Source organism: Nonomuraea sp. NEAU-A123, from assembly GCF_018603905.1.
Taxonomy (GTDB): Bacteria; Actinomycetota; Actinomycetes; order Streptosporangiales; family Streptosporangiaceae; genus Nonomuraea.
In genome coordinates this window covers 149,160-173,784 of the sequence record NZ_JAHFZZ010000022.1, presented here as the reverse complement: position 1 = coordinate 173,784, position 24,625 = coordinate 149,160, and the positions used below count along the sequence as shown (strand labels likewise).

The window sequence follows — 24,625 nt, the reverse complement described above, 5'->3', positions numbered from 1 at the left end:
CGTCATCAAGACCACCGCCCGCGACGCCTACGGCTTCCGCAACCCAGGAAACCAGCGACTACGCACCCGATGCGCCACCACCCGAAAAGGCCGCGGACACCTCAACCCCGCTTAACTTCGAAGAGCCGCTATCAGGCGCAGGCTCAGTCTGTGCTCGTCGGTTCCAAGGACGATCCGTCGGTGACGGTGGAAGCCACGACCGAGGAAATGGCCGCTGCCCTGGCCGAGGTCGTAACCAATGGGCTGGGCCCGCGCACGTTCAACTCGGGCCGCACCGGCTACCGAGCCGCTGCCAGAGTCCACGCCCAGGGCCAGCGCTATCAGACCAGCGTGCAGGCAGTTCGCCTGAGCTGATCACCCCGCAGCACGTCGGGATGTCGCGTGTCTCCCGACGCCGCTACCCCATCATCACCCGCCGATCTCCGTCCGGGCGGCACGGCAGGCCCGCCCGGACGCTCCCGCATGCCCAAGGAGGAATCTCATGGAAATCAACCCTGCCGAGTATCTGCCGATCGTGGTCCTGTGTCCCAGCGTCGCACCCGAGGCGCACGGACCGGGGTGCTCCTATCGGCACCTGTTCATCCCGCCCCAGCCCGGTGAGCCGGGTGATTGGAGCGGCACTGTGACTGATCTCGATCAAGTCCGCGAGCGGTTCCCTGGCGTGCTGTTTCACAAGTGCCTCTTGGACGCTATCCAGTACGGCATCCTGCGGGCCAACGCGATTGCCGCTGGCCGGGAGCCTCGCCCGTCGGATCCCGAGCACAAACCCCGAGGAGAGCACCCCTATGGCCGTGCTTGATGGCATCTCCCTCCCGCCAAGGTGGCGGATCACGTCCCGGCTGTTCGCGGGGTGGCCGATCGACCATCAGCACCTACTCGAACTGTGGCCGCACGGTCGCACTTCCGATGGACGGATTCGCTGGTTCTATCGCCTGTCGCGTTACCGCCGGACGGTGTTCTCCGCCACGGACATCAGCTCGTCAGTCGGCGCCACGGTGTGCCCGGAGACGCTGATCAACGCCGCACAGACCGTGCTGGCATTCCTGACGCTCGGCCCGAACGACACGGATGCGGAGTTCTTCGCGAACTACACCCCGGCACAGCTCGAATGGCGGGACCAATACGCGGAGGAACTGTCCATCTATGCCATGGACGGGCTCTGCGGCTACTGCGGAAGCGATCACGCCTCCTCTGGCTGTACCAGGGAGTCATGATCATGGCCCGTTGGTACGGCTTCTGGTATGGCGGGCCAAGCTACAGTCCGCCACAAGAGGAGGATCTCGAGGAGTTCTCCTCACTTGCCGAGGCGAAGCACAAGCTGATCGAGCGCTACCTGTATGGCTATTGGCAGGTCTCTCGGTTCGACTTCCTACGCCGAGAGCCCGCGCTGGTGCTCACCCCATGCGTGACCGAAGACTGCGAGATCACCCTCTATCGGTCTCGCCATGGCGGCGACTATCCCGAGCTGCGGATCTTCCGTGGGCCTCGCGGTGGCATCCGCTCCGAACGCTGCTGACGTTCGTAAACCCACAAACCCCACCTTGCCTCGGCTCGATGAGCCGAGGCTTCGTCATGTCTGGAGGCAAAATGGGCAGTTCCATCGACTTCGACGGTGTCGCGATCATCATCAACCGTCCGGCCGACCTTCTCGCGGCCGTGCCGTACTTGCTCGGGTTCCACCCGTCCGACTGTTTCCTGATGGCGGCTATCGACGATAGCCGTCTTGCGGGCCTGGCTCGGTTCGATCTGCCGGACGGGAGCGAAGACATCGCGCGAGTGGCAAGAAGCTGTACGGACGTGCTCCGCCGACAGAGTATTCCTTCAGCCGTCCTGATCGGTTATGGGCCTGGCCAGCGGATCACTCCGACCATGGACAGCGTCTGCGACGCTCTCGCCATCGAGGGCCTTGAGGTCGTCGAGATGCTCCGTTGCGAAGACGGACGGTACTGGTCATACGCATGCAGCGACCCTGGTTGCTGCCCTCCCGAAGGTGTCCCGTACGACGTCACGAGCCACCCGATCGCCGCAACCGCTGTGGCCAACGGTGCGGTCGCTTTCCCAAGCCGCGATGCGTTGGTGGACCTGCTGGCTCCAGTCACAGGGCACGAGCGCGAGGAGATGCGGGAGGCAACGGCTCTGGCGCGCGCTCGTGCGCATGCACTGCTGGAGACGAAGGAAGACACGTACTGGTTCATCGAAGGGCTCCGCCACGTCGGGGCCTGCTTCGATCATGTCGATGCGGGCCGACCCATCCCCGCCGATGAAGTCGCCTGGCTGGGCGTACTCCTCACCGGAATACTGGTTCGGGACATCGCGCTCACATTCGCCGCTAAGCGCGACTACGACGTATGCCGACAGTTCTGGACCGAGGTAACCCGTCGGGTGGAACCGGCCTACGCTCCCGCCCCTGCAACCAACCTGGCTGCTCTCGCGCTGGAGGCGGGGGATGGGGTCCTGGCTCGCATCGCAGCGAACCGAGCTCTGGACGCCGATGCCGGATACCGGTTCGCCACGATGATCAGTTATGCCCTGGACATCGGCATGACACCTGCCTCGTTCGCTGGCATGGACATAACCGGACAGGAAGAGGCGATCATGAGGCTCGCCGCTGAGCACCCGATAGGCGCGCGGCCCATCCTGCCTCCAGTCCCCGAGGCGAGCTGATCGACACCGTCGTCTGATCTCGCGCAACCCCATGGCGCCGGGCGCATGCCCGGCGCCTTTCGCATGTCAGGAGGAGATGTGTCCAAGGAATCGCTGAAGTGGCTGAACGAGAACACGCTGATCGGGTTCACCGACAAGCGCGGCTCTGCCTGGCACTATCGAGCCAGTGAGCAGGGCGACGAGCCCAACCACTACCCCGGCGCCATCCCAGTCGCGGACGTCATCCGACGCCTGTTCAGCTGGGAACCCGCCGAAGGCTCGATCGAGACCACCTATCTGACCGACGAGGGCGTCACCCGCCTTACGGACCGCACTCGGAAAGCGATTATTCGCCCCGACACGGGAGAGATCCTCGGCGTCTTCAAGCAAGGCTTCCGGATTCACGAATACAAGCGCTGGCTCTTGGAACACATCGAGACGATTCTGGACGACGAACTGTTCATCGGCTCGGCCGGCCTGCTCAAGGGCGGCGCGGTGGCCTGGGTCCAGGTGGAGGTACCCGAGTCCTGCACCACTCCCGAGGGCGTCACCTTCCGACCCTTCCTGTCAGCCGCCACCTCGCTGGACGGTTCGCTGTCCTCGACCTACCAGACCGGCGCCCAGCTGATCAGATGCGACAACACCCTGTCCGCTGCGCTGGCCGAAGGCGGAGCCAAGCGGCTGAAGATCAAGCACTCCCGAAACTCCCTTGGCCGGATCGCGGAAGTCCGGGACGCGCTGGGCATCATCCATCAAGTCGCCGACGACTTCGCCAGGGAGGTCAGGCGCCTGTGCCAGGTCGAGGTTTCTGGGGTGCAGTGGGGCACTTTCCTTGATCGGCATGTCCCGTTGCCTCCAGACTCTGGTCGCAGCCGCACCATGGCCGAGGCCAAGCGGGACGCGCTGAACCGCCTCTGGAGTCACGACGAGCGGGTGACCCCTTGGCGTGGTACGGCGTTCGGCGTCGTCCAGGCCGTCAACACCTTCGCCCATCACGAGCAGATCGTGAGAGGCGCCGTCCGCGCTGAACGCAACATGCTCCGCATGGTCACCGGCGGTGTGGACGAGCTCGACCTGGCCACCCTCCAGACGCTGGAGAAGGTGCTCGATCGCTCCGTCCTGGGCAGGGCCGCCTGACGCGTTAGAGGTGCGGTCACCGTGTGACCGCACCCCGTCCCTTCATGGCAGGATCTGAGGGACCGCGAGGTTCGGAGGACGACATGAACGACGAGACGGCCGCGTTGCTCTTCGATGTGGTCGAACGGCTCGAAAAGAGCATCATCGCTCGTGAGTGCCCTGCGATCGTGGCTCTTCGTGGAGAGTGCCTGCTAGTGCTCAGCGACTATGACTACCTTCGTGATGAGCAGTCGGCTGCAGCGTTTGAGAGGCGGGCCGCTGCCAAGGGTCAGGAGATCGCGGCGACGCGATGGGTTCTCGCTGTACCTCAAGTCTGGGTGATCACGCCTGACAAGGTATTCAGCCGTGCGGTGTCGAATCATCCGCTGCGCGAAGGGGAACAGGAAGCGATCACCTGGATGAGCTTTGATCAGAGCGACGGAGTGGAGTACGGGCGTGTGCCATACACACGCCGCCCCAGCGGAGATCCAGTGTTCGACGAGCCGGAGATGTTTACGGTCGGGGTTCGTCCCGCTGAGCACATGCCGGGCTACACGTTGCTTCAAGCCCTCTTTCTGGACGACTAGCCTCAAGCCCGAAGAACCTTTTCCCCGTACGGGCAGAGCTTTTCGTAGGTGTCGCTGTCCTTGCTCTGGGCGATGATGAACCTTCCGCAAGGCGCTTCAGGAGCGAGAGGCGGGTGGCTTCAGAAAGACATCTCAGGAGCTTAGATGTCAAGCAACGAGCGATTCGGTCTGATGTGGGCAAGCGGTTGCTTCGTTATAGATGGTGCCGGTTTTGAGGCGGCCGTGCAGGATGCCGACGAGGCGGTTGGCGACTTGGCGTGGGGCGGTGTTGTAGTCGGTGTCGCGGGTGCGTTGCTTGTCGTAGTAGGCGTGGGCGCCGGGCGAGACGCGGACTGCGGTGGCGGCCTGGGTGATCAGGGCGTCGATGAGCCGGTCGTTGTGGACGAAGCGGGCGGCGACGACCTTCTTCTTGCCCGAGGCGCGGGTGATCGGGCTGGTGCCGGCGTAGTTCTTGCGGGCTTTGGCCGAGGCGTAGCGGTGGGGGTCGTCGCCGAACTCTGCGAGCACCTGGGCGCCGAGGAGAGGCGATCGACGAGTATCGCCTGGCCGCCTAGTCTGACTGGTGAAATCCCAGATCAACCCATATGTGCGTGTTTGGCGTCTACGGGTACAGGTCGAGTTCTTGGCACCCACAAGCAATCTCATCGCTCAACATGTTCAATGCGCCCGATTCCAAATACGGCAATCTTCGGATCGCCCTCCAGGCACCTACGGGCTGCGCCAGCACCTATGTCTTGCGGAGGTTGATCTCCCCAGTCTACAAATCCACCGGTTGCTACTAGTTTGTTTCCTTGTAGGATTCTACCGACTTCCGGCACATCAACGCCTCGGTGCCCGTTTTCTACGACAGCCTTCGTTCCGTTTGGCCACATGGGCGTCGCATATGTTGATTGAGGACCGTACAGGAGCCGTAGACAATTACTATCCGGGTTGTAATCCAAAATTGCTGTGAGGCTTGCGAGTTGGTAAATTTTCGGATCGTGAGTGACTATAAGGGGGCGATCTCCGGTCGGCATGCCGCTGTCGCCGGAGCTGCTTGAGCAGCCAGCGACTGCAACAAGTAGTGTTATCGATGCGGCGAGTAAGGAGCCTGATCCCTTGCCGACCACCTTCTTGCGTGTTATTAGCACGTTATGATTAGATCACAGATCGCGACCGCCGGTGAGGCAATCAAGTAGGCTTTGCCTCGAGCTCTTTCTCACGCTGTTGGGACTAGGCTGCTACACGGCTTGCATCCATAGAGTTGCTCAGCTTGAATCCACAGTGTGGTTTCGTGTGATCGGTTTCGGGTCCTATTCGTCAACCGGCGCATACTCCAAGTCGAACGTTCCGGCCAGGGCTGCGTCCTGGCGAGTCCGGCCTTTGAGTTGATCGCCAACCCTGCCACCGATGCGGTGGGGCGCAGGACCCCAGCGCCACGCTTCGGCGATCCTCGGGCCATGGCCCTGACCCTGGCCCTGGGGCACTCTGTGCCGCGCCACGACTGGCTTCACCAACAAGAACTTTCACGTCTTGATGACCGGATTGCTCGGCGCCACCGCCAACGGCACTAGTCAGATGACCTACGACCTGCTTAGACAGCCGTTCAACGGGCTGATCCGCCGGCTACCCACTCCAACCCTAGCGCGCATCGCCATCTTGGTGGGCATTGCCGGAGTTGGGCCGCCGCCAGAGAGCACCAGTCGCACTCGCCGATACACAGTGCGGCCTGCTCAAAGCGGCCGGTTCAACTGTCGCCACAAACGGGAGATAGTCCGCGGTCTCGGACGGGCCAGCGGCATGGCGATGCCGCTGGTCAGCCATTGTCCCCGCCCCAGCCTGGACGGCCGGGGCGGGGACGGTCGGCCGAGCCTTCCACGCCCAGTTGGTTGAACCGCCCGATCCAGCAGCGCACCGTCCCGGTGTCATCGCCAAGCAGCTCAGCGATCTGCGCCGCAGGCATCAGTGCAGCGACAACAGCACCATCACCGTCCACATCGCCTGCCGCCAGCGGCCCCGCAACTCCGCCTGCATATGGCCGATCGAGGGGGCCGGAGCGTTGGTGAACACGGCAGGAGGGTGCATACTGACCGTGACCTCGCCAGGGCGGAGAGAGGGCCTGAGCAGCCTCGATCCAATCCCCGACGAGGCCCCTGTCAACGCCCGTCCGCCTAGGTGACCTCACACCCCGTTACCCGCAGAACTTTTGGATACGCGCTTAGAAAGGCCTCAACATGTGCCACATTGCCAGACGTCCCAACTGCTGCCGAAGCCATCCGGCTCCCTGAAGTTCTCGGTTTTAGCTATGTAGGATTCTCCGCCATTCGTTGCGGAATTCAGACCGTATGCTGATCCGCCCCAGTACGATGGGCCACCGCTGTCGCCGCCGAGCAAGGTGTAGTCCGTTACATAAGCGTCATAATGTATAACTCCATTACTCATGTAGGTGTAGTCCGTGTCGGTGACTGTTCCACATCGGGCGCCATTGCCCGCTTCGGCGCTCGTCCTGCCGAATGAGCAGATAGGTCGACCCACAGCGGTGACTATACCCAGGGCAGTCACATAGCGAGGCGTGTTGAGCTCGTAGTAGAAGGTCCTCGTATACGTGAGATCGCCGCCTTGATAGCGAGCAAAGTCGTAGGCGGGGGAGCGGAACATGCGACTCACCGTGGTTCTGTTCGTGTCGTAGTCGTGATGATTCTCGTATGTGAGGTAGAGGTGGGAATCATCCGCACAGTGTTTTGCTGTAGTCGTGGCTCTGACGTCCGATGTGGAAATGATGTTGAACCCGGCTGTGCACCAAGGGAGGCTGTTCAACGTCAAGAATCCACCGCCCCGGAGGTAATTGTCCGTTAACTTGATCCCTAGGTCATCGACGACGGTTACATCGATGCTTATATTGCTGTTGTCCGCAGGAGCAGGCTGGAGAGCGGTGCGGGCACGATCCTTCTCTGTGGCACTGATTGATGGACGCAGTTGAGCCTTGAAAGTTACTCTGCCGGTCTCTATGTCGTACCCTCCGCCGAGGGCTTCGACCTCGGGGCGGCCTGCGAGGACTTTGAATCGAGTATCGCGGACGCTTTTCAGCTCCGCCTCGGAGAATCCCTTACCCCCGATAAACTCCACCTCGCCAGGGAGAGTCTTGGCGAGGTTTATGGCGGCGCGTGGAATTTCACCTTTAAAGCCTATGTGAAGGCTCCGGCCCTCATTGGTAAAGGTGATCCCTGATAGCGCTTCCGGGAAGTCCTTATTAAGTTGGATACCCACCTTGTCAACTGCTGGAACCCAGGCGTACCGGTCGATGGCTTCCTCAAGAGAGATGCCCCGGCTCGTGGCGAGGCGGTTGAGGTCAATCAGCTCAGCGAAGGGGATACCGTCGATCTTGATGACCGGGTCAGGAACGGGACCATCAGGGAGTTCGGGCTGTGCTGCGGGGTTCCTCTGCACAGTTTCGGCGGCGTACTTGTCTAAGGCCTTCTTGAAGGGGATGCCCTTAGCGCGCGCTTCCTGTGAAATTTTGTCCAGCGTGGGACGGCTGTGCTTCGGTTGCTGCTCGCGAGGCAGCACGAGTGCCGTAGTGCCTGCCGGGGAAACGGCCGGGGTGGCCTCAGGAGTTGGTGAGGGGGTGTCAACTGCATTGGCGATGCCTGGAGATAAGGAGAGAACAGCGACGAGGGACGCTGCGGCTACGAGACGGTTTCTCATTTTGCCTCTTCTAGGTGAGAGTTTGATATACCGCCCCGCACATCGACGTTTGCAGGCAGAAATGGTGGCCTGCCGCCTGGTGAAGTCGATGCCGAGGAAATCAAAGTCTAGGGAGCTCAACTGGTGCAGTTGCGCCGGGGGCCTCGTCGAAATATCAGCGGGAACAGAGGCGGCGACAACGCTGAACATCGTCGTTTCTCGGTGCATAGCATGGTCATCATCGCGGCGTTTCCGATTGGTCGAATGCCTCCACCATCAACCAGTCGTTCTGGTCGAACTGGCGTATCCTAGCCAGAACGTATACGCCGGCAGCGTTTCTTCGGTCACGAGTTGAGCGCGTAAGCGTTGGCAGCTTCCAGCGGGCACTTGAAGTCGCGGGCACCAAACCCTTCTGCTTGTGCTTGCGGCTTGGTAGGTGATAGTTCAGCTAGATGAGGTGTACGCGCTGCGTGGGTTTTGATACGGCTGGGCTTGTTGCCGACCTGATCGGAATCTGCTCCAGTCGCGCGCAGGTGCACCGACCCGTCCGCGACGCGGAGTGCTCAATCGGTTAGGGGATTTTCGTAAGTGTCAGGCTACCGAGTTTATTGCGTTTGCGACAATAGAGTCAGGAGGCCAGTCTGATAGAGATAGCCGGAGCTGCTACAGTGATCATTTACAATTCCTCATACTCATGTCAACTCTTGATCTTCCCGGTCCGAGCTCATATAATCCCATGCCTCGTTCTATGACGGAATGTCTCGTATCAAATACGGTAAGTGCTTGTCTAGATTCGGGAACTCCCTATTCATTGCCCTGTAGAGGGTTTCTGAAAAGGATCAGGGTGGCCGGCCGCCGTAGCGGTGCAGAAGGATTATGCTCATCGCCAGGTAAATGACGTTCTCGGCGGTCGCTGTCAGGTACTCGCAGTCTTTGGCCAGGTGCCGATATTTGCCCAGCCAGGCGAAGGTGAGCTCGACCACCCATCGCTGGGGCACGAGGGAGAACCGCGGGATCCGTCGCGGTGGGGTATCTTCGCTGGCCCAGGTGGAGCGGAATCCTCCATCACGTCGGACGACGATCTGTCGGCTCACACTGAACTGTTCCAGAATCCAACCGATAAAGTCCTGTCTGCGATAGCCCTGATCGGCCCAGACATGCTTCAGCCGCCTCAGGATCTGGCGGGCGTGGGCCAACAGCAGGGACGGCATCGTCGCGATCGGTGGCCCGCACGTTTTGACTGTCGATGATGCCCGGCCTGGGGGTAGGGGTCGCGACCGCCACTGATCCGGTCGTGTTCGCGTAAGCGGGCCAGGATCTGTTCCCAGCGGTCCTCGATCCGCCAGGTGCGCCAGTAGTGGTAGACCGTCTGCCGCGGCGGTAGGTCGTGGGGCAGCAGCCGCCACGCACAACCTGTCCGCATCCAGTACGCCAGCGTATTCACAATTTCCCGGCGCTCATGAACGGCAGACAGGGCACCCGGCTTGGGAACGGGGATCAGCGGGGCGAGCGGTTCCCACTCAGCAGCGGACAGGTTGGTTGGGTACGGACGCCGAGGAACCATCGCACGCCTCCAGGCTCACGTCCCCGACACCCTGTCAGCATGACGCCGTCGACCCTTTTCAGACACCCTTTAGTGTCTACGTCATGTCCGATGTGATCACGGTCCATCCGGCGGAACCCGGTGGCGGGGACATCGCCGGCGAGATCCACGCCCTGTCTTGGAGTATCTCGCACGGCCCGTTGTGCACGCCGAAGGTCGCCGCGGCCGGGATCGAGGAGCGGTGCACCAAGTGGCACGACATTCTGGCTGAGGGCGTGGACACGATCCTGCTGGCGCGCTTGAACGAGCGGCCGGGGGCCTTCGCCCGGTTCGGGGCCTCCGCTTCCCGCCCCGCCCTCGCGGAGATCCATACCTTCTTCGCCCACCCGGACGTCTGGGGCAGTGGCATCGCCATGGTCCTGTTGATGGCCGTCTTAGACCGAGTGTGAGACGCCAGGTACGAAAACGTGCATCTGTGGACGCTCCGGGACTCCGCCCAAGCGCGCCGCTTCTACGCCAAGAATGGCTTCACCGAGCCCGGCAGGACCCACGACCACGACTTCGACGACGGTCCCCCGCTGGCCCTGGTTGAGTTGGAGCCAGCCGTGCCTGGCTGCTGAAACGCTCGATCGGCAACTTCGTCGTGGCTGACCTCCACGGCCTGGTCCGCGACCCTATGAATTCAGGAGGTTTATCCGTCAATCAAGAAGGCCAGACAATTCGGCCATAAGGGTGGGTGGTACCTCACCTCTGAGAAAGCGGTTGTCCATGCCACACCCCTTGCTCCAGACGGTTACGCCGGCGGGAGGCCCTTGAGGATATCGGAAAACAAGACGTATGGCCGGTGCCGCTCCAATAGGGCAAGTACCTTCGTCCTTTTCTGTCGGCCGAGAGGCAATCTTGGCTGATATATCTTTCGCAGTGTCTTCGCCGTATGTCTTCTCTTGCGGCGCCGTGGCACTGAGCTTGCAAACGGTAAGCCCGATCGAACCCTTGGGGACCATGTGCCCCTCCTGCCCGATCCTTCCGCGCCCTGGTTCGCACTGGTCTGCCGGGCTGAGGGATGGCCAGTGCCTCGTATTGTAGGCCGTTCTCACCGCGTCTCCGACATAGGACATCGTGCGGAATGCTCCGTTCGTTGTCACCACGCACTGGTTGTCGTCATATGCGGTTCCGATCCATGACACGCTGCCATTGGTGTAGCGCAAGCGGATGAGATAGCCGCGCGGTATGGAACCGATCAGAGTGCAAGCTCGCCAGGATGGTAAAGCAGCAGCGGGAAGATAATTGAGATCCGTCACCATCGTGGTGAGCCCATCGGTCAGCCGTTGTGGTGTGGCCGCTCGAGATCCCCCCGCATCGTAGGCGCAGATATCTGCTTCTAGAGGGGTGCCCGGCACCAAGTGTTCGCGGGTTCCCGATCCTACGGATGGTACCCAGTCGCCTGCCGCCTTCCCGGCCCAACGATTCGGGCATTCTGATAGGGCCGATGCTGGCGGCGGGACAGGTGTAGTGCACGCTGATGCAGCGAGCAATCCTAGCGCGCTAGCCATCGCGGCGATGACCTTTCTCATGGCCCTTAGACGCATGGTGTCCTTGGTCGGTTGCTGGAACAGATCACGGTACTGCTTGATCGTTCACGGGGAGGCGACAGGCGCCCGAGGCGAGGCTCGGACGCCCAACTCTAGGCGCCCTGCATGTTTAGCTTGTCACGGATATACAGGAGTGATCGTTTCGAATCCCGTCGCTTGGTTCATCCGCCCCCAGTCCATGAGGTACATGGAGTCGATGCAGCCGTCGGCATCGGTGTCAACCTTAGCGTTCGCTATCCCTCGCGCCGATATCGTGAGATCGCTATTATAATTGAATACCGCACCGCCGCTGTCTCCGCTATCTATGGTGTTCCCCGGAGAGCAGCTCTTTTTTGCGAGCGTCAAGTCCGTGGTCGTCACGCTCGTGTTATCGAAGTCTTTCCAGTTCAAGAAGCGGGCTCGCCACTCGGTCACCGTGTAGTTGCAGGTCGTTCCGGTTCGAGCCCCCGAAGCGCAGAGAGAAGTGCCGACCGGTGCGTTCCCGTAGTTCGTCACCGCGCGAAGGCTTGCTGACGTCGAACCGCCGTCCCATACGTACGGGCGAATCGTGGCTCGGATCAGCATCACGTCTTGGGATTTATTGCCGACGGCTGCCGTGCCGATCGTTTCGCCGGTAGTGTCCTTCATAACATCACCGACCATGCCGCAGTGCCTGGCCGTCAAGAGATATGTCGTTCCGGCCGAATTCTTAACACCGTAGGCCGCTGAGCACGTGTGCGTCTCTGAGGAGTTGTCCACACATGAGGCTCCCGTAATGGTGCGCGAGCTGTTTCGGTAACCGATTCCTCCCTGCCAAGGGCTCGCGTCGTTGCACCGACTGACCATCTCGGCCGGCGCTGCCTCTTTGAACTTCACCGGGACTCCAACGTCAGGTATGTGAAGTCCGCTGATTCGCGATCCTGGAGTGGTGAGCACTTGCACCCCGGACCCGGTGGCGGACACCAGGACGGTGTGCGCCGGTCCGCCCGCTGGCTGTCCCACCGCAGCTCCAATTCTGTCTGCCGCAGTATTAAGCTGCTTTTCAGAATAGGCGGCGTGCTGGATCTCTACCGGTGCGATTGCGCGGGCCTGCTTAATTGTCGACTGAAAGCGAGCCGGGATGTCGCCGCTCCACCATAGGATGACTTTGCCGTCAGCTAGTTGTAGTCCGGTGAAACCGTCCGGATCCTGCTCGAATGCGCCGAACTGTATAACGTCGGCTGCCTTAAGCAGGGGCGCTTGTTCAATCATGACCTTTGAGGCAGCCAATGCCTCCCCTGCAAGGGGACCATTGATTGGAGTGGACGTTCCGGTCGATTTTGCTTGTTCTGCGGATGTCGAGTTTGCGGGGGCGGGTTCGGCGCTGGCAGGATAAGTCAGAAGTCCAACACAGAGAGTCATAGCTGTGGCCAGTAGAAGACCTTTTGCGCGCACGAAACGTAAGTGCACCGTCACACTACCTCCAGTTGATTCACATCGATACAGCGGGACGGAGAGGATCTCGATGCTGTTGCAAATGTGGCCTCACTTGATGCCACCCCTACCGCCCTGTCAATGTTTCAGTCATGATCGACTGTGTCAACCCTTGACTTTTCTATCTCGACCTACCAAAGGTTGAATTCGTAGGGTCGGTCATGTGTTCAAGGGGTCTTCGATTATCAGGCCGGTCTGGGCGAGACGGCCGTTGAGCAGGTGAGACCGGTCCAAGGAACCCCAGGCGCTCGTATGGCCTAGAGACCCGCGGGCGGGAGCTCTCGGTTCCCCAGGCGTGAAGTGAGGGTGACGCTTCAGATGGAGGAGGAGCCCCAAGGCATGGGGAAGGAGAAAGAGATGAACGGCGTCACTTCGCCACTCCGCCGCTGCTGGCCGATAGCCGAAAACGGAAGGGCCTGCGCACGTGGCGCTGGCCCTTCCGCCGACCTACTCATACCGATTGGTCAAAAGGCGAGAGCGGTCGCTTCTAGCGTACGCCGAGGTCATCCGGGGCGTACTGCTCCTGCGTATTCGGCTTCCCGCGTGGCGGTCCATCGCCCCACCTGCACCTTGCTACCGGTATGGGGTGCGTGCACATAACGCTTGCCATCGATGTTCATCACCACGTGATGGATGGTCGACGGGTTCTTCGGGTTGGTGGCGAAGAACACCAGGTCTCCGGGCCTGAGCTGGGAGCGGGAGATGTGGGTCCCCGCCTGCCATTGCGCCGAGGTGTTTCCGCCGATCCTTATCCCCGCCTTGGCCCAGGCGTACTCGGCCAGACCGGAGCAGTCGAAGCCCTTGGTCCCGGCGCCGCGGCCGATACCGAAGCTTGCCCCATTCGAGCCGCCACCACCCCAGGAGTACGGCACGCCGATCATCGTGAGTGCGGCTTCGAGAGCGACCCCACCGCGTCCCGACCTTCGGATGACCTCAAGGGTGGCCGGATCCAGCACTTGGCCGATCTTCTGGGACAACTCGGCGCAGACGCTTCTCGCCACCGTCTCGACGATCTTGTCCGCGAGCTTGGAGCGATCACCTTTGTTCTTCAAGTACTTCTGTGCGCTGCGTAGTCGGCCGGCGCTGAGAGCCATATCGATATCGGCCACGAAGGTTGCCCGGGAAACCCCCAGCGACGTCGCCAGTTCCAGGCTGCCACGCACCGCACGAGCGTCTGCGACTGAAAGCTCCACAGTGTCGTGGGCCTTCTGGGATGTCCTCGACTTGGCCCAGCCGAGTTCGGCGACGATGCGCTTTGCGCGAGCCTCATGCCTGGCGTAAGTAGTCGGGAAGTCTGATCGTTGGATGGCTTGCGCTACGACGGTTAGGGGCTTCTCGCTCCAGTTTCTGATCTTGATCAGCCGGGAGAAGAACGCCCGGGCGGCATAGCGGGGGTTGGAGACCTGAGCGCGCGTACCCCAGCCGCTGCCTGGATGTTGCTGAAAGATGCCGAAAGCTCGGCCGTGATCGCCTACCGTCTCGCCTCTCAGTGACGACTCTTGTAGGGCGGTGGCTACTGCGATGACGCCGGCACGTCTGGGGAGCCCCAGTTTCTTGGCTGTGTTGATGATGATCCGGGCGTTGGCTGCCTGCTTGGAGGTCAGTTCGCGACTTCCAGAAGCAGACGTGTGGCTTCTCGTTGAGGTAGAGGAGTCCGGCCCGTTGCGGGTGTAGGCGCAGACGGCCGACGCGAGCTGCATCGGATCGGCCTGGGCTGTGGCGTATTGGCCTCCGCCCGTCATTCCGGCGATGAGGGCGATGCATGAGACCAGACCGCCTCCGGCGGCGATGGCTTTGACGAGTCCGAATTCGAGGATCATTCGTCCCCCTCTTCGGGCGACTCGGGAGCGACCTGCGGCCCGAGCCCGGGCCAGTGCTTGGCCAGCTCAGCCAGCCGGCATCGCGGTCGTTCGAGGTCCGTGGGGAGCCAGCGGGCGCCGGCGGGGCCGTCGTCCACCGTGCCGTTGACCGTGGCGGCATGTCCGGTGGCGACCGGCACGAACATGTTCCCGGGGTGGTGCTTGAGCTTCTTGCGGAGGTTGGTCTCCCGGCGCTCTCCCTGGACCCAGAACAGGACGGGCGTCACGATCCGGGTGGACTCGGTCAGCCTGGTGTAGCCGTCGAGCTTGTGTGCCACTCGGTCCAAGGGCTCGGTGCCGGTGTCGTATTCAAGGAAGAACTCCACGCTGTGGCGCCCTTCGGTCCAGCGGGCGTACGCGTCGGGCCGGGCCATCGCTCCCCACTCGGCCGTACAGCGCTGCTCGGTCCACCATGTGGTCAGCTCGGTTACCGGATGGCGGCGGGCGAAGCCGTACAGGCTGGCGGCTATCCCGTTGGTGCCCACGGTGTGGGCGAGTCGCTGGCTGTAGACGATGCCGAGGACGCGATCGCGGCGGTATCCGAAGTCGGCCATGTCGACGCCGCTCTCGGACGCGAGCACGGCGGCGGCGGTTTCGCCAATGACGTAGTGGTAGGGAGCGGTGCCCATGGTCGGTGGCAGGTTGGGGCGGAAGCGTTCGAGGATGCCCATGCGAGTCAGTGCCAGCAGCCGCTTGCGTGCGGCGTCGTCGGTGTCGAAGAACATCTCGCTGACCTGCGGTGCGGTCAGGACACGGAAATCGTGGATCAGGCGGATGAGCTGTCGATCGCGATCTGTGAGACGGACCGCGAGTTCGCCCAGCATCCTGGGGCTGTAGCGGATCGGGGACATGGTGAGCTCCTTTCAGAAGGTGCGCCGGGCATCCGGCTTGGGTGTGGGCGTGGCGGCGCGGCCATGCGCTTGTGCGGCGGCGGCCCGGATTCTCAGGGCGACGTCGCTGGAGGGTTCGGGGAGTTGCCTGGTGCGCAGCGTGAACGGCGGTGCCTCGGCCGAGCGCGCGACCAGGCGGGCCGCTGCCTGGAAGGCGTCTAAGTTGGACAGGTCGTGCGCGGTCAGGAAGGGAGTGAAGTGGTGCTCGGTCTCGCGCGCGTCTTCGGGCGAGAGCGAGAAGTAGATCTTGTTCCGGGCGTCGGAGGAGACCGCCTGACGGAGCTGGCGCGGGAGCTGGGCCAGGTGCTGGTGCGCGAGGGTGATGGACAGGCGGTAGGCGCGGGCCTCGGCGAGCATGTCCGACAGCGCGTGGGGGAGTGTGAGGAAGTTGTGGCACTCGTCCACGTACAGCGCGGCTGGGCTGCGGGAGTGGCCCATCTTGGCCCGTCGGGAGGCGGCCTGCCAGACCTGCGCAAGCATCATGGACCCGAGCAGGCGGGCGGAGTCGTCTCCGAGCACGCCTTTGGGCAGCCGTACGAGGAGAACCCCGCCGTCGAGCACCTTGCCCATGTCGAACGTCGAGCTGGTGGATCCGAGCACGTCGCGGATGAAGGGCCGCAGGAGGAAGGCCCGTAGCTTGTTCATGATGGGTGCGGTGACGTTGGCCTGGGCCGCCTCGGACAAGGCCGAATACCAGCTCCAGAAGCCGCGCAGCAGCGGGTCACTGATGGTGGCGATCTGCTTCTGGCGGAAAGCCGGATCGGATAGCAGGGTGGGGATGTCGGCGAGGGTGCCGTCGTTGCGGGCCAGAGTGAGTGCGCAGCCGCGCAGGATGTCGTCAGTGCGTGGGCCCCAGTAGTCGGCGTAGATCTGGTGGAAGATGCCGACCAGGTTGTCCACGCCCATGACGAGGTCGGGTCCGCCTAGGACGTTGAGGCAGGGCCGCGGGTGCCGATCGTCCGGATCGATCAGCACGACCTTCTCGGCTGCCTCCTCCGGCATCAGGCCGAGCAGATCTCGGACGAGATCGCCCTTGGCCTCGATGACCACCCACCCCGCGGCCAGCCTGGACATCGGAGAGGATCATCTGGGCGAGAAGTGTGGACTTGCCGGTGCCGTTCGGGCCCATGATGTGCACGTGGTGGCAGGAGTCGGCGACTCGAAGAGCGACCGGCCGAGCGTGTCCGGCGTCGGAGAAGCCGAGGACCTTGGCATGCGGTCCGCCAGAGGCGATCTTTGGGGACGGCGGTACGGTGTTGGATCCCGCCCGCTGGAGTCCTGGTACCGCGACGTCCAGGGGCAGGTGGGCGATCGCGGCCAGTTCGGGCACCGACAGGAGGAAGCCGCGTCTCATCCGTCGAGTAGCGAGGCGGCCGGCGGGAAAGAGCAGTCGTCGCCGTTCCAGGCGGTTGTGCCCGCTGAAGAGGGCGAAGGTTGAGGCGAGTGCGTGGGCACGCCCGCGGATGGCGTTCTGCCGGATTTTGCGTGCGGCCTGTGGGTCCGTGGATGTGGGCGCTCCCGCTTGTACGGCGTAGCGGATCGCGACTTCGTATCGGGAGTGGTGGGCTTTATCCCTGATAGCTCGGGCCTCCGCTGATTTTTCCAGCCAGGTGAGAGGATCAAGAGAGGGCTGACGCACGTGACGCGGGCCGGGCATCACGAGGTCGAGCAGGGCTCTGAGCAGCCGGGCCATGGTGCCGCCGCACGCGTGGGCAAGTCGGTTGCCGGTGACCGGTCGAGCGAGTACCTGCACGCAGGCGTGCTGCCAGCCGGGCATCCCGACCGCCGCCCCGATGAGCGCACGCAGCGGGTCGGAGTTGTGATCGTGCCGGATCGGTAGCCGCTCGGTTCGGGCCAAGACCAGTTGCCCGCCGGCCGCGTAGCCGTCACGCGGTACGGGTGCCGCGACCTGCTGAATGGCGGTACGGGAGGAAGGCCAGGCCGCCTCGATCGCATGCTCGACCAGGTATTGCGGGATCGAGCCGGGCACCCACAGGCGGATCTGCACGCCGCCCGCGCTAAAGGTGTACTCGAAGGCAAGGTGCGGCTGCCCGAACACGAACCGCTTCCAGGCGGGCCTGAGCAGTCCGATGAGATTGCCCCAAAGCGCCTCTGCGCCAGGCATATTGGCCACCGGTGGCGCGAGGATCTCCACACACCGCGCGCCCCGTACGAGGGCGCGGTGGCGAAGGCGTACGACACAGGCGCGGACGAGGATGCTGACTACGTCAGCGCCGAACAGCGTTGCGGCAAGTAGCCCAATATTGGCGGCGAGCCAGTCGAGCACCTGGTCCAGGGCGATGTCCGGCGCGTCGAGGAGATCCCAGATCACAGGTCGGCCCCCTCGTCGTCGAGCTCGGCCAGTTCCTGGGGCGAGGAGGTGACGAGGTCGTGCTCGCGGGGGCTGGAGATCACCTGGAGTGGGCATCTCTGGCCGCTCGCTCCGGCGGTGAGCAGGCCGACGCCCTTTCCTGCCGATAGGAGCAGCTGCCGTTCACCGTCGGAGAGCCGGAACGCCTCGGTGACCTTGTCGATCGCCTGTGGCGCTTGGCGGAGCAAAATCTGGGTGGTGGAGTTGGCCACGATGGCCTGGCCGAGCTCTGAGCCGAGTAGGTCAGCGGCGTCTTGGGTCACGACGGACAGGCCCGCCCAGTGCTTGCGCGCGGATTTGGCCATTCGCAGGAGGAATTGCGCGCCTTCGGGGATCTTCATGAGCAGCCAGGCCTCGTCGACCACGACCAGGCGGGGGCACCGGTTGTAGGGGTCGGAGACGCGACGCCAGATGGTGTCCAGCGTGAGGAGGGTGCCCACCGCCTTGAGCTCGTCGGGCAGGTCGCGGAGTGAGAAGACGATCAAGTGGGAGTCGGGGCGGGTGGTAGTGGGGCCGTCGAACAACTGGCGGTGGCTGCCGGTGACGTACGGGGCGAGCCCGGCGGCCAGCTCTTTGGCCTTGGGATCGGGGTCCTCGGACAGGTTCGTCGCCAGATCGCGCAGGAGCGGTGGCTGGTTGTTCCAGGTGCGGGGGGAGTGGGTGATCCCGGCTTGCCGGTAGGTGGCGAGGATGGCGCGGTCGAGTGCCGCTTTGCCGGCGTTGCCGAGGGGGTCGCCGAGCATGACCGCGATCAGGGTGTGCAGGAACAGCGCACGCCGGGTGAGCGGGTCTTCGCCGCGCTGGTTCTTGGGCGGCAGTTCGAGCGGGTTGAGGCGGACCTTGGGTGCTCCGAGGTGCACGTACGCGCCGCCGACGGCGTGTGCCAAGCGGCCGTATTCGTCCTCGGGGTCGATGACGGCCACCTCGATGCCCGCGTACAGCGAGCGCAGTGCTTCGAGCTTGGTCAGGTAGCTCTTGCCGCTGCCGGAACGGGCCAGGGTGACGGAGTTGTGGTTGTCCTGGGCGAATCGGTCCCAGGCGACCAGGGAGGCGCTGGCGGTGTTGGCGCCGTAGAGCACGGCGGTAGGCCCGAGTTCGGTGGTCAGGTCGGGGCTGGTGAAGGGGAACGCAGCAGCCAGCGCGGGAGTGTCGAAGGTACGCCGCATGGCGAGGTTGTCGTAGGCGAGAGGAAGTGAGGAGATCCAGCCCTGCAACTGGCGGAAGGTCACCTGCCGGGCATCCAGGAGCAGGGAGGCGGCCAGCGCTCGCACCTGGGCGCAGGCGTCCTCCAGCTCCGTCGCGGAGGTGGCATGGACGGTCAGGTAGATCGAGGCGCGAAAGAGCTTGGTCTGACCCCGAGCGATGCGGGAGGCGAGATCCTGGGCGTCTTCGGCGGCGGCCTCGGCGCCCGGATCCAGCAGCCGGCCGTGCTCCTGGTCGGATCGGAGTCCAGACTCCAGCCGAGCCAGCTGCTTACGGAGGCGGTCCGCGGCCACGAGCGAGGGGACGGGTTCGATGTGCAAGGAGACGTCGAGGCGGCCGGGGTAGGTGAGCAGCGGCTCCAGCCAGCCGGGGGCAACCTCTCGGGGGTAGCCGGTGACGGCTAGCGTCGAGCACAGGCTGTCGCCGACGGTCAGACGCCGGGCCTCGACTTCAACGGCTTGCGGGCCGTATCCAGATGGCGTGGCAGCAGTGCGGCGCATTCTCACCAGGAGCCTCCTGCCGTGACGACCTCGCCGGGCAGGGCCATGTCCTCGTCGGGCAAAGGAGGAGCTGAGGGGTCGAAGCAGGAGGTCAGCAGTGCGGCGACGGCATGGGCGTTTAGGAGCCGGGCGGTGAGCCCGCAGGAGCCCAGCACGCGGGAGGCCTCGTCCAGGCGGCGCAACGCTCGTGCGGCGGCAGCATCCCGGGTGGTCGCTCCGGCTGCGGGTTCGCGGATGATCAGTAGGACCTGGCGGCGCAGCAGGTCATGTTGGGTGGACAGCTCGTCGAGGAAGGCGGCGTGTTCGAGCGCTGCGGATACGAGGGCGGGATGTGGGAGCTGGCGGGCGTTGTCCTGTAGGGAGGCGATGGTCTGGGTCAGGTCGACGCGTTCGGCTCGGACGAGGATCTGCGCGGGGCCGGACAGCGAGTTGAGCCAGCGACCGAAGACCGCGGCCAGCGCGTCCTGTTCGTCGGGCGTACGTAGGGCGAAGCTAACGGTGGAGACCTCGGCAACGGCCGCGATACCGTCCGGCCCGAGGTCGATCAGGCCATCTCCGGCGACGCCGCGGGCTGGCAGCTTGAGCGGTGCCGGAGGGCGTTGCGAACCGGCCGCTATCCAGGTGGGTGGCATGGGAATGTCCTCCGGGGATGACACCAGGTGCTTGGGGGCGCGGTGATGCCGGATGGCCGCGAGCACGTAGCGGTCGAGCGAGATGCCGTCGTGCCGGCCAACCGCGAGGAGGATGGCGGCGATGGCCACGGGCAGAGCCACGGCGGCGCAGGCTACGAGCGGCACATGGTCGCCAACGGCCATGTACGCGGCGTAGAGCGAGGCCCCGGTGCCACCGAGGATGAATACCTGCCGAGCGGTGAACGAACCGATGATCTTGTCTGGTTGCTCCACGTCGGCGGGGATCCGTGCGACGGACTCGTACCAGCTCATTTGCCGTCACCTCCTCGTGGCTTGCGCGGGCGACGGCGAGGTTGGCTGGGGGTGCGGCGAGCACCTGGGTTCTCCGGCCAATCCACCTGGCCGGGGATCGGTGCGTTCGGCTGCACGATCGGCCGGACGGGGCGTTTGCCCTTCGGCGGTTCGATCGCCTGCCGGGCGTCGGTGACTCCCCGGTTCCTGAGCGCCTGCAGCTGGGCGAGGCCGGCGGGGCCGTTGGCGTAGTAGGCCTCGCGCGGGTAGCCGTACACCGGTGTGCTCGGCTGCACCGGCGGCTTGACGGTCGGCGCGGGCTTGTACCTGCCTGCGATCGCCGGCCCGGTCGGAGCATGCTTGATGGGCGCGGGCTCCCAATCGGCGGCTCGTACGGGACGGCGAGCGCCGACCGGAGCGTGCTTGAACGGGCCGGGCCCACCCCGGGCGGCAGAGGCGGCAGTAAAAGTCGTTGCCGCGGCAGCACCAGCCGGTCCGCCAACCGTTCCGGCAATGACCTTTGCCGTCAGCGCTCGAGTAGCCGACTTGCCGACGCGGCTCCCGCCTCTGCCGAGATGCACGGCGTTCAGCACAGGTGCGGTGAGCTTGGCCAGCACGGCGTACTTGACGATCCGCATGATCTTCGACTCACCGTGTTGGCTGAAGATCCTTCGTGAGATCCAGGACGGGATCCGGACCAGAATGATCAGCAGGCAGAGAGCCAGGACCAGGTTGATCAGCTGTCCGGTGGGGGCGACGCCGATCAGGAACCTGCCGTCTTGGTTGAAGAAGATGCGTACCGCAAGGACGAGCGTGAGCGACTGCGCGACCTGGATGACCAGCAGACCGGTGAAAGCTCGCCACCAGAACCGGGCCGCGCCATCCGTATGGGGTAGCGCATGGCAGGCCAGCGCCATGGGGGCGGCCACCACTAGGAGCAGCACCAACGCAGACCGCATCACGAAGCTGATCAGCAAAAGGATCAGCAGGACGATCGCGACGAGTTCGAGCAGGATGTAGAAGATCTGGCTATTGGTGGGCGGCAAGATGAGTAGCTTGATCTGCGTTGCGGCCCGCTTGGCATCGAAATCAGGCCCCAGGAGCGCGGCGGACAGGGCGTTGGCCACCACGATGAGTTTTCCGCAGATCAGGAAGCTCACATTGGCCGCCAGGACCGCCATCGCCAGGCGGGGCAGTACCTCCTTGACCGCGTAGCGAGTTTGAAGAGTTTGGTGGCCCATTGCGGTGATGGCGCCGACGGTGGCGAGGAGGAGGAAGGCGGCGTTCGCGATGGCGGCAGTGGTTTTCCACAGGTCGAAGACCCGGCCGCTGCTCGCGACATCTGGGGTGGCCAGCAGCGTCACCGCGAGGACATCAAGGAGCGGCTTGATGGCCGATGCGGCAAGAGCGGCGAACCAGCCGTTGATCTGTTTGGTGATCCAGTCGCCGAACCCGAAGGTGATCGGTGGCGGCGAAGGCAGCAGGTCCAGAGCCGGCGCCGGGGTGGGATCCGCCCAGGCAATACCGGCGGCAATTCCGAGTGCCGCTGCGGCAATGGCGGCAACGACCAGGGCGCGAGCTCCTGCCGAGGTGGTGCGATGCGGCGTCCTCATGGTCACCCGCCGCCGACGATGCGCTTGAGCACGTTGACGAACAGCGGCGCCAGCACGGCCAGTCCGTAGCCCATCGCGGCGGCCTTGAGCGCCGCCTTGGCCTTCTGGACTTCGCCGGGATCGCCTCCTGCCACCAGGTAGCGGAGGCCGCCGACGGTGAGCATGAGCGTTGCCAGCGCGGCAAGCAGCCCGATGAGCCAGTTCCGCAGGTTGCCGAAGACCACGTTGAGGCTGTCCGGCACACCGGCGGGGCTCGGCGGCGGCTTGGACTCGGCCAGAACAACGGCAGCAGTGGCGACAAGAACGATGGCAACTACTGCCGCCATCAGCACGCCGCGGAAGAGGTGGCGCCAGCGGCATCGTCGTGCCAGGGAGGAGATCCGCGCGGAGCCGGTGGGGCTGCCCCAGCCTCCTTTGGGTGAGGTGTTGATGGGCTGCGGATCTGAGGTGATCCGGCTCCGCGCGGAGGTCTTGGGAACGTCCTCCACCCTTCTTGGGGCGGAGGACATGATCGGCAGGGACAAAGCCGACTCGGCTTCTCCGGCCAGAGCGGCATTGCCCAGGACCGGCTCTTTGAAGCTGCGGTCTGAGAGGCGCTGGGCGACATTGGAGTCGGCGCGCTGCCGGGCTCGTTCACCAGCCCGGCTGGCGGAGACGCACAGGCGGGGCAGGATGTCGGGCCGGTTGAGGTCGATGTTCCTCACCGCTGTGAGGAAGGCGGTCAGGATCTCGCTCTCGATGCCCGCGGACTCTTGGGCGCCGAGGTAAAGGCAGAGCCGGCCGGCGATACGACGAAGAGCAGGTACGGCCACCCCGACCGCTCCCACCGCCCACTGTCGGTCGTCTCCGCGTGCCCGGATCACGAGCTCGCGCCAGATGACGTCGCGAGTGGCGTCGCACAGCGCGCGCGAGGTCAGGAGGTCGCGAAGCTCCGTCAGCGGAATCTGGCGCGTGGGCAGCTTGTTGGAGAGCGCTCGGCCATCGAGTGCCAGGCCGTCGGGAGCGCACGCGACGAGCTGAAAGATGCGCTCGACAGCGTCGAGCGGTGAGCGGTCCGTGAGGGGCGTCTCGCGAAGGTTGGTACTCATCCGGTTGCTCCACTGCGAGAGGAATTTCGGTCTCGCATCCCGGTGTACGCACCACCTCTGGCAGGCCTCAGGCGGCCCGAATTGATGACCTTGAGCTGAAGCCAGGTACCTCGATCTGCCAGAGATCGACTTTGGCCGGCCGCGGCCTAATAGAGCTGCGCCAGAGGGTTGCCAGAGGTCTTTGTTCACCTGTGGTTGCGCCCCGGTTGCGGTTCACCGCCTGCCTGGGCGCTGCGGATCTGAGGCCCGCCCCAACTGGCGATGACGACACGTATCAACGCCGCATCACCGATTTTTGGCACCGATGAGCAGCCAGTTTCAGATGGCTGTAAAAGAGCGGAGCCGTGCCCGATTCCGGCCCTGCAACTGCCGTCGCTGGGAGCCGGTGTGCAGCCGCCCACGTTCCTGCTGCTCGCCGTCTACGGAGATATCTCGCGTTTCGAGGCGGCGATCTTCGCCGACGAGAGGTCGGCGGCGCGATGAGGCAGCCCTACTGGACCAACGGACACTCCACCCTCTACCTCGGCGACGCCCGCGATGTGCTCGCCGAGCTGCCGGCCAGCTCCGTGGACTGCATCGTCACGAGCCCGCCGTACTACGGCCTTCGCGACTACGGCGTGGAGGGACAGTACGGTCAGGAGCCAACGCCGACCACGTACGCGGAGACCCTCAGGGCGACCTTCTCCGAAGCGCGAAGAGTCCTCGCAGACGACGGGACGCTCTGGCTGAACATCGGCGACTGCTACGCCGCGAACTCAGACGGATGGGCGCGCGGCGTCGACTTCAACCAGCACCAACCGATCATCCGTCCCCGCTCGCGGCTCTCCATGCCACCCAAGAACCTGCTCGGCATGCCGTGGAGAGTGGCTTTCGCCCTGCAGGAGGACGGTTGGATCCTGCGCAATGCCATCGTGTGGCACAAGCCGAACGCGATGCCGCAGTCCGTCTTGGACCGGGTTTCGACCCGCCACGAGATGATCTTCCTGCTGGTGAAGCAGCGGCGATACTGGTTCGATCTCGACGCAATCCGAGAACCGTACACAGGCGACCGTCCGTTGTCTCGCCGCGCCAGGGATAGCGGCAACAAGCCCAACAGCATCGCAACGCCATGGCCGCCGAAGGGCAAGTACCAGGGCGACGAGGACGCCTTCTGCGGCAAGAATCACGGCAACGCGATGCTGGCCACAGGCCGACGGCATACCGCGGCGAACGAGCGCGGCAGGAATCCCGGGGATGTCTGGTCGATCTCCACCCGCCCGCTGAAGGCGGCACACTTCGCGGCCTTCCCCATCGACATCCCCCTACGAGCCATTGCCGCCGGCTGCCGCCCCGGCGGCACTGTCCTCGATCCGTTTGCCGGTGCGGCAACCACTGCCCTTGCCGCGCGGCAGCTCGATCGACGGTTCCTTGGCATCGAGATCAGCGAGGCCTTCTGCGATCTGGCCCGGGCACGCATTGTCGCTGCCGCAGCTGACCCTCGTGTGGAGGAGTCGGAAGGTGACTGAAGAGCCACAAAGGGCCTGCTCAGGGCCTCCCGAATCCGATTCACTGACGTACGCTGCAGGGCCCGGAAAGCAGAACA

Annotated in this window: 22 protein-coding genes and 1 pseudogene; 11 read left to right on the top strand and 12 right to left on the bottom strand. The window is 64.1% G+C overall.

Features of this window, described 5'->3' with window-relative positions:
• Positions 1 to 150 precede the first annotated feature (150 nt).
• The 7 genes from KLK06_RS45965 (at position 151) to KLK06_RS45935 (ending at position 4,346) form a co-directional block, all read left to right on the top strand.
• Positions 151 to 354, top strand: a complete 204-nt coding sequence (locus KLK06_RS45965) for a hypothetical protein (RefSeq protein ID WP_214642051.1) — start codon at positions 151 to 153, stop codon at positions 352 to 354.
• A 127-nt stretch (positions 355 to 481) separates the two neighbouring features.
• Positions 482 to 799 carry a hypothetical protein gene (locus tag KLK06_RS45960; protein WP_214642050.1) on the top strand — a complete coding sequence of 106 codons (318 nt, stop codon included), beginning with the start codon at positions 482 to 484 and terminating at the stop codon, positions 797 to 799.
• Positions 786 to 1,214 (top strand): hypothetical protein, encoded by a 429-nt coding sequence (locus KLK06_RS45955; RefSeq protein ID WP_214642049.1) that lies wholly within the window; start codon positions 786 to 788, stop codon positions 1,212 to 1,214. Before KLK06_RS45960 ends, KLK06_RS45955 begins: the two co-directional genes overlap by 14 nt.
• Positions 1,211 to 1,516 carry a hypothetical protein gene (locus KLK06_RS45950; RefSeq protein ID WP_214642048.1) on the top strand — a complete coding sequence of 102 codons (306 nt, stop codon included), beginning with the start codon at positions 1,211 to 1,213 and terminating at the stop codon, positions 1,514 to 1,516. The genes KLK06_RS45955 and KLK06_RS45950 overlap by 4 nt, the downstream gene beginning before the upstream one ends.
• Positions 1,517 to 1,587: 71 nt before the next feature.
• Positions 1,588 to 2,664, top strand: coding sequence for a DUF4192 domain-containing protein (locus tag KLK06_RS45945; protein ID WP_214642047.1), 1,077 nt, complete (start codon positions 1,588 to 1,590; stop codon positions 2,662 to 2,664).
• Between the two features lie 78 nt (positions 2,665 to 2,742).
• Entirely contained in the window at positions 2,743 to 3,780 is a 1,038-nt protein-coding gene (locus KLK06_RS45940; RefSeq protein ID WP_214642046.1) for a DUF932 domain-containing protein, read from the top strand.
• 83 nt (positions 3,781 to 3,863) lie between these two features.
• Positions 3,864 to 4,346, top strand: coding sequence for a hypothetical protein (locus KLK06_RS45935; protein WP_214642045.1), 483 nt, complete (start codon positions 3,864 to 3,866; stop codon positions 4,344 to 4,346).
• Positions 4,347 to 4,493: 147 nt separating this feature from the next.
• Here KLK06_RS45935 and KLK06_RS45930 read toward each other — a convergent pair whose 3' ends face one another.
• The 4 genes and pseudogenes from KLK06_RS45930 to KLK06_RS45915 all read right to left on the bottom strand — a co-directional run bounded on the left by KLK06_RS45930 (position 4,494) and on the right by KLK06_RS45915 (position 9,573).
• Positions 4,494 to 4,991 carry a transposase gene (locus KLK06_RS45930; protein ID WP_250907035.1) on the bottom strand — a complete coding sequence of 166 codons (498 nt, stop codon included), beginning with the start codon at positions 4,989 to 4,991 and terminating at the stop codon, positions 4,494 to 4,496.
• 1,150 nt (positions 4,992 to 6,141) lie between these two features.
• Positions 6,142 to 6,288, bottom strand: coding sequence for a helix-turn-helix domain-containing protein (locus tag KLK06_RS63310; RefSeq protein ID WP_214642044.1), 147 nt, complete (start codon positions 6,286 to 6,288; stop codon positions 6,142 to 6,144).
• Between the two features lie 266 nt (positions 6,289 to 6,554).
• Positions 6,555 to 8,219, bottom strand: coding sequence for a S1 family peptidase (locus KLK06_RS45920; RefSeq protein ID WP_214642043.1), 1,665 nt, complete (start codon positions 8,217 to 8,219; stop codon positions 6,555 to 6,557).
• Positions 8,220 to 8,848: 629 nt separating this feature from the next.
• Positions 8,849 to 9,573 (bottom strand): annotated as a pseudogene (locus tag KLK06_RS45915) (transposase).
• A gap of 83 nt (positions 9,574 to 9,656) precedes the next feature.
• Here KLK06_RS45915 and KLK06_RS45910 point away from each other — a divergent pair.
• Positions 9,657 to 10,001 carry a GNAT family N-acetyltransferase gene (locus KLK06_RS45910; protein ID WP_214642042.1) on the top strand — a complete coding sequence of 115 codons (345 nt, stop codon included), beginning with the start codon at positions 9,657 to 9,659 and terminating at the stop codon, positions 9,999 to 10,001.
• 1,260 nt (positions 10,002 to 11,261) lie between these two features.
• On the opposite strand, the gene KLK06_RS45905 is transcribed toward KLK06_RS45910, so the two are convergent.
• From KLK06_RS45905 to KLK06_RS45890, 4 genes are all read right to left on the bottom strand, one after another.
• On the bottom strand, positions 11,262 to 12,374 hold the full coding sequence (locus KLK06_RS45905) for a S1 family peptidase (RefSeq protein WP_214642041.1): 1,113 nt from the start codon (positions 12,372 to 12,374) through the stop codon (positions 11,262 to 11,264).
• A 725-nt stretch (positions 12,375 to 13,099) separates the two neighbouring features.
• Positions 13,100 to 14,416, bottom strand: a complete 1,317-nt coding sequence (locus KLK06_RS60690) for a C40 family peptidase (RefSeq protein WP_250907034.1) — start codon at positions 14,414 to 14,416, stop codon at positions 13,100 to 13,102.
• Positions 14,413 to 15,306: a replication-relaxation family protein gene (locus tag KLK06_RS45895; protein ID WP_214642040.1), complete on the bottom strand. Its 894-nt coding sequence runs from the start codon at positions 15,304 to 15,306 to the stop codon at positions 14,413 to 14,415. The genes KLK06_RS60690 and KLK06_RS45895 overlap by 4 nt, the downstream gene beginning before the upstream one ends.
• 12 nt (positions 15,307 to 15,318) lie before the next feature.
• The gene (locus KLK06_RS45890) at positions 15,319 to 16,419 is read right to left on the bottom strand and encodes a type IV secretory system conjugative DNA transfer family protein (RefSeq protein WP_214642039.1); all 1,101 of its coding nucleotides are present in this window, start codon (positions 16,417 to 16,419) and stop codon (positions 15,319 to 15,321) included.
• Positions 16,420 to 17,299: 880 nt separating this feature from the next.
• Between KLK06_RS45890 and KLK06_RS45885 the strand changes: the two genes are divergently transcribed.
• Positions 17,300 to 17,602, top strand: coding sequence for a hypothetical protein (locus tag KLK06_RS45885; RefSeq protein ID WP_214642038.1), 303 nt, complete (start codon positions 17,300 to 17,302; stop codon positions 17,600 to 17,602).
• A gap of 71 nt (positions 17,603 to 17,673) precedes the next feature.
• Here the strand turns inward: KLK06_RS45885 and KLK06_RS45880 are convergent, their stop codons facing one another.
• From KLK06_RS45880 to KLK06_RS60685, 4 genes are read right to left on the bottom strand one after another with little or no spacing between them, the layout of a single operon-like run.
• Positions 17,674 to 19,419 carry a VirB4 family type IV secretion system protein gene (locus KLK06_RS45880; RefSeq protein WP_250907067.1) on the bottom strand — a complete coding sequence of 582 codons (1,746 nt, stop codon included), beginning with the start codon at positions 19,417 to 19,419 and terminating at the stop codon, positions 17,674 to 17,676.
• A gap of 2 nt (positions 19,420 to 19,421) precedes the next feature.
• Positions 19,422 to 20,363, bottom strand: a complete 942-nt coding sequence (locus KLK06_RS45875) for a PrgI family protein (RefSeq protein ID WP_214642037.1) — start codon at positions 20,361 to 20,363, stop codon at positions 19,422 to 19,424.
• A complete protein-coding gene (locus KLK06_RS45870; RefSeq protein ID WP_214642036.1) occupies positions 20,360 to 21,955 on the bottom strand; it encodes a conjugal transfer protein TrbL family protein in 1,596 nt (531 codons plus the stop codon). Before KLK06_RS45870 ends, KLK06_RS45875 begins: the two co-directional genes overlap by 4 nt.
• Positions 21,956 to 21,957: 2 nt before the next feature.
• Positions 21,958 to 23,043 carry a hypothetical protein gene (locus KLK06_RS60685; protein ID WP_250907033.1) on the bottom strand — a complete coding sequence of 362 codons (1,086 nt, stop codon included), beginning with the start codon at positions 23,041 to 23,043 and terminating at the stop codon, positions 21,958 to 21,960.
• A gap of 261 nt (positions 23,044 to 23,304) precedes the next feature.
• Between KLK06_RS60685 and KLK06_RS45860 the strand changes: the two genes are divergently transcribed.
• Positions 23,305 to 23,526 carry a hypothetical protein gene (locus KLK06_RS45860; RefSeq protein WP_214642035.1) on the top strand — a complete coding sequence of 74 codons (222 nt, stop codon included), beginning with the start codon at positions 23,305 to 23,307 and terminating at the stop codon, positions 23,524 to 23,526.
• A complete protein-coding gene (locus KLK06_RS45855; protein ID WP_214642034.1) occupies positions 23,523 to 24,548 on the top strand; it encodes a site-specific DNA-methyltransferase in 1,026 nt (341 codons plus the stop codon). The genes KLK06_RS45860 and KLK06_RS45855 overlap by 4 nt, the downstream gene beginning before the upstream one ends.
• Positions 24,549 to 24,625 lie beyond the last annotated feature (77 nt).

What these genes read in the sequence shown, in the direction of transcription:
- KLK06_RS45910 (WP_214642042.1), top strand. Translation starts at nt 9,657, where the DNA reads ATGTCCGATGTGATCACGGTCCATCCGGCGGAACCCGGTGGCGGGGAC.
- KLK06_RS45890 (WP_214642039.1), bottom strand. Translation starts at nt 16,419, where the DNA reads ATGTCCAGGCTGGCCGCGGGGTGGGTGGTCATCGAGGCCAAGGGCGAT.
- KLK06_RS60690 (WP_250907034.1), bottom strand. Translation starts at nt 14,416, where the DNA reads ATGATCCTCGAATTCGGACTCGTCAAAGCCATCGCCGCCGGAGGCGGT.
- KLK06_RS45895 (WP_214642040.1), bottom strand. Translation starts at nt 15,306, where the DNA reads ATGTCCCCGATCCGCTACAGCCCCAGGATGCTGGGCGAACTCGCGGTC.
- KLK06_RS45870 (WP_214642036.1), bottom strand. Translation starts at nt 21,955, where the DNA reads ATGAGGACGCCGCATCGCACCACCTCGGCAGGAGCTCGCGCCCTGGTC.
- KLK06_RS45930 (WP_250907035.1), bottom strand. Translation starts at nt 4,991, where the DNA reads ATGAGATTGCTTGTGGGTGCCAAGAACTCGACCTGTACCCGTAGACGC.
- KLK06_RS60685 (WP_250907033.1), bottom strand. Translation starts at nt 23,043, where the DNA reads ATGAGTACCAACCTTCGCGAGACGCCCCTCACGGACCGCTCACCGCTC.
- KLK06_RS45920 (WP_214642043.1), bottom strand. Translation starts at nt 8,219, where the DNA reads ATGTTCAGCGTTGTCGCCGCCTCTGTTCCCGCTGATATTTCGACGAGG.
- KLK06_RS45960 (WP_214642050.1), top strand. Translation starts at nt 482, where the DNA reads ATGGAAATCAACCCTGCCGAGTATCTGCCGATCGTGGTCCTGTGTCCC.
- KLK06_RS45860 (WP_214642035.1), top strand. Translation starts at nt 23,305, where the DNA reads ATGACGACACGTATCAACGCCGCATCACCGATTTTTGGCACCGATGAG.
- KLK06_RS45935 (WP_214642045.1), top strand. Translation starts at nt 3,864, where the DNA reads ATGAACGACGAGACGGCCGCGTTGCTCTTCGATGTGGTCGAACGGCTC.
- KLK06_RS45945 (WP_214642047.1), top strand. Translation starts at nt 1,588, where the DNA reads ATGGGCAGTTCCATCGACTTCGACGGTGTCGCGATCATCATCAACCGT.
- KLK06_RS45885 (WP_214642038.1), top strand. Translation starts at nt 17,300, where the DNA reads ATGCTCGACCAGGTATTGCGGGATCGAGCCGGGCACCCACAGGCGGAT.
- KLK06_RS45880 (WP_250907067.1), bottom strand. Translation starts at nt 19,419, where the DNA reads ATGCGCCGCACTGCTGCCACGCCATCTGGATACGGCCCGCAAGCCGTT.
- KLK06_RS45875 (WP_214642037.1), bottom strand. Translation starts at nt 20,363, where the DNA reads ATGAGCTGGTACGAGTCCGTCGCACGGATCCCCGCCGACGTGGAGCAA.
- KLK06_RS45955 (WP_214642049.1), top strand. Translation starts at nt 786, where the DNA reads ATGGCCGTGCTTGATGGCATCTCCCTCCCGCCAAGGTGGCGGATCACG.
- KLK06_RS45950 (WP_214642048.1), top strand. Translation starts at nt 1,211, where the DNA reads ATGATCATGGCCCGTTGGTACGGCTTCTGGTATGGCGGGCCAAGCTAC.
- KLK06_RS45855 (WP_214642034.1), top strand. Translation starts at nt 23,523, where the DNA reads ATGAGGCAGCCCTACTGGACCAACGGACACTCCACCCTCTACCTCGGC.
- KLK06_RS63310 (WP_214642044.1), bottom strand. Translation starts at nt 6,288, where the DNA reads ATGCCTGCGGCGCAGATCGCTGAGCTGCTTGGCGATGACACCGGGACG.
- KLK06_RS45905 (WP_214642041.1), bottom strand. Translation starts at nt 12,374, where the DNA reads ATGATTGAACAAGCGCCCCTGCTTAAGGCAGCCGACGTTATACAGTTC.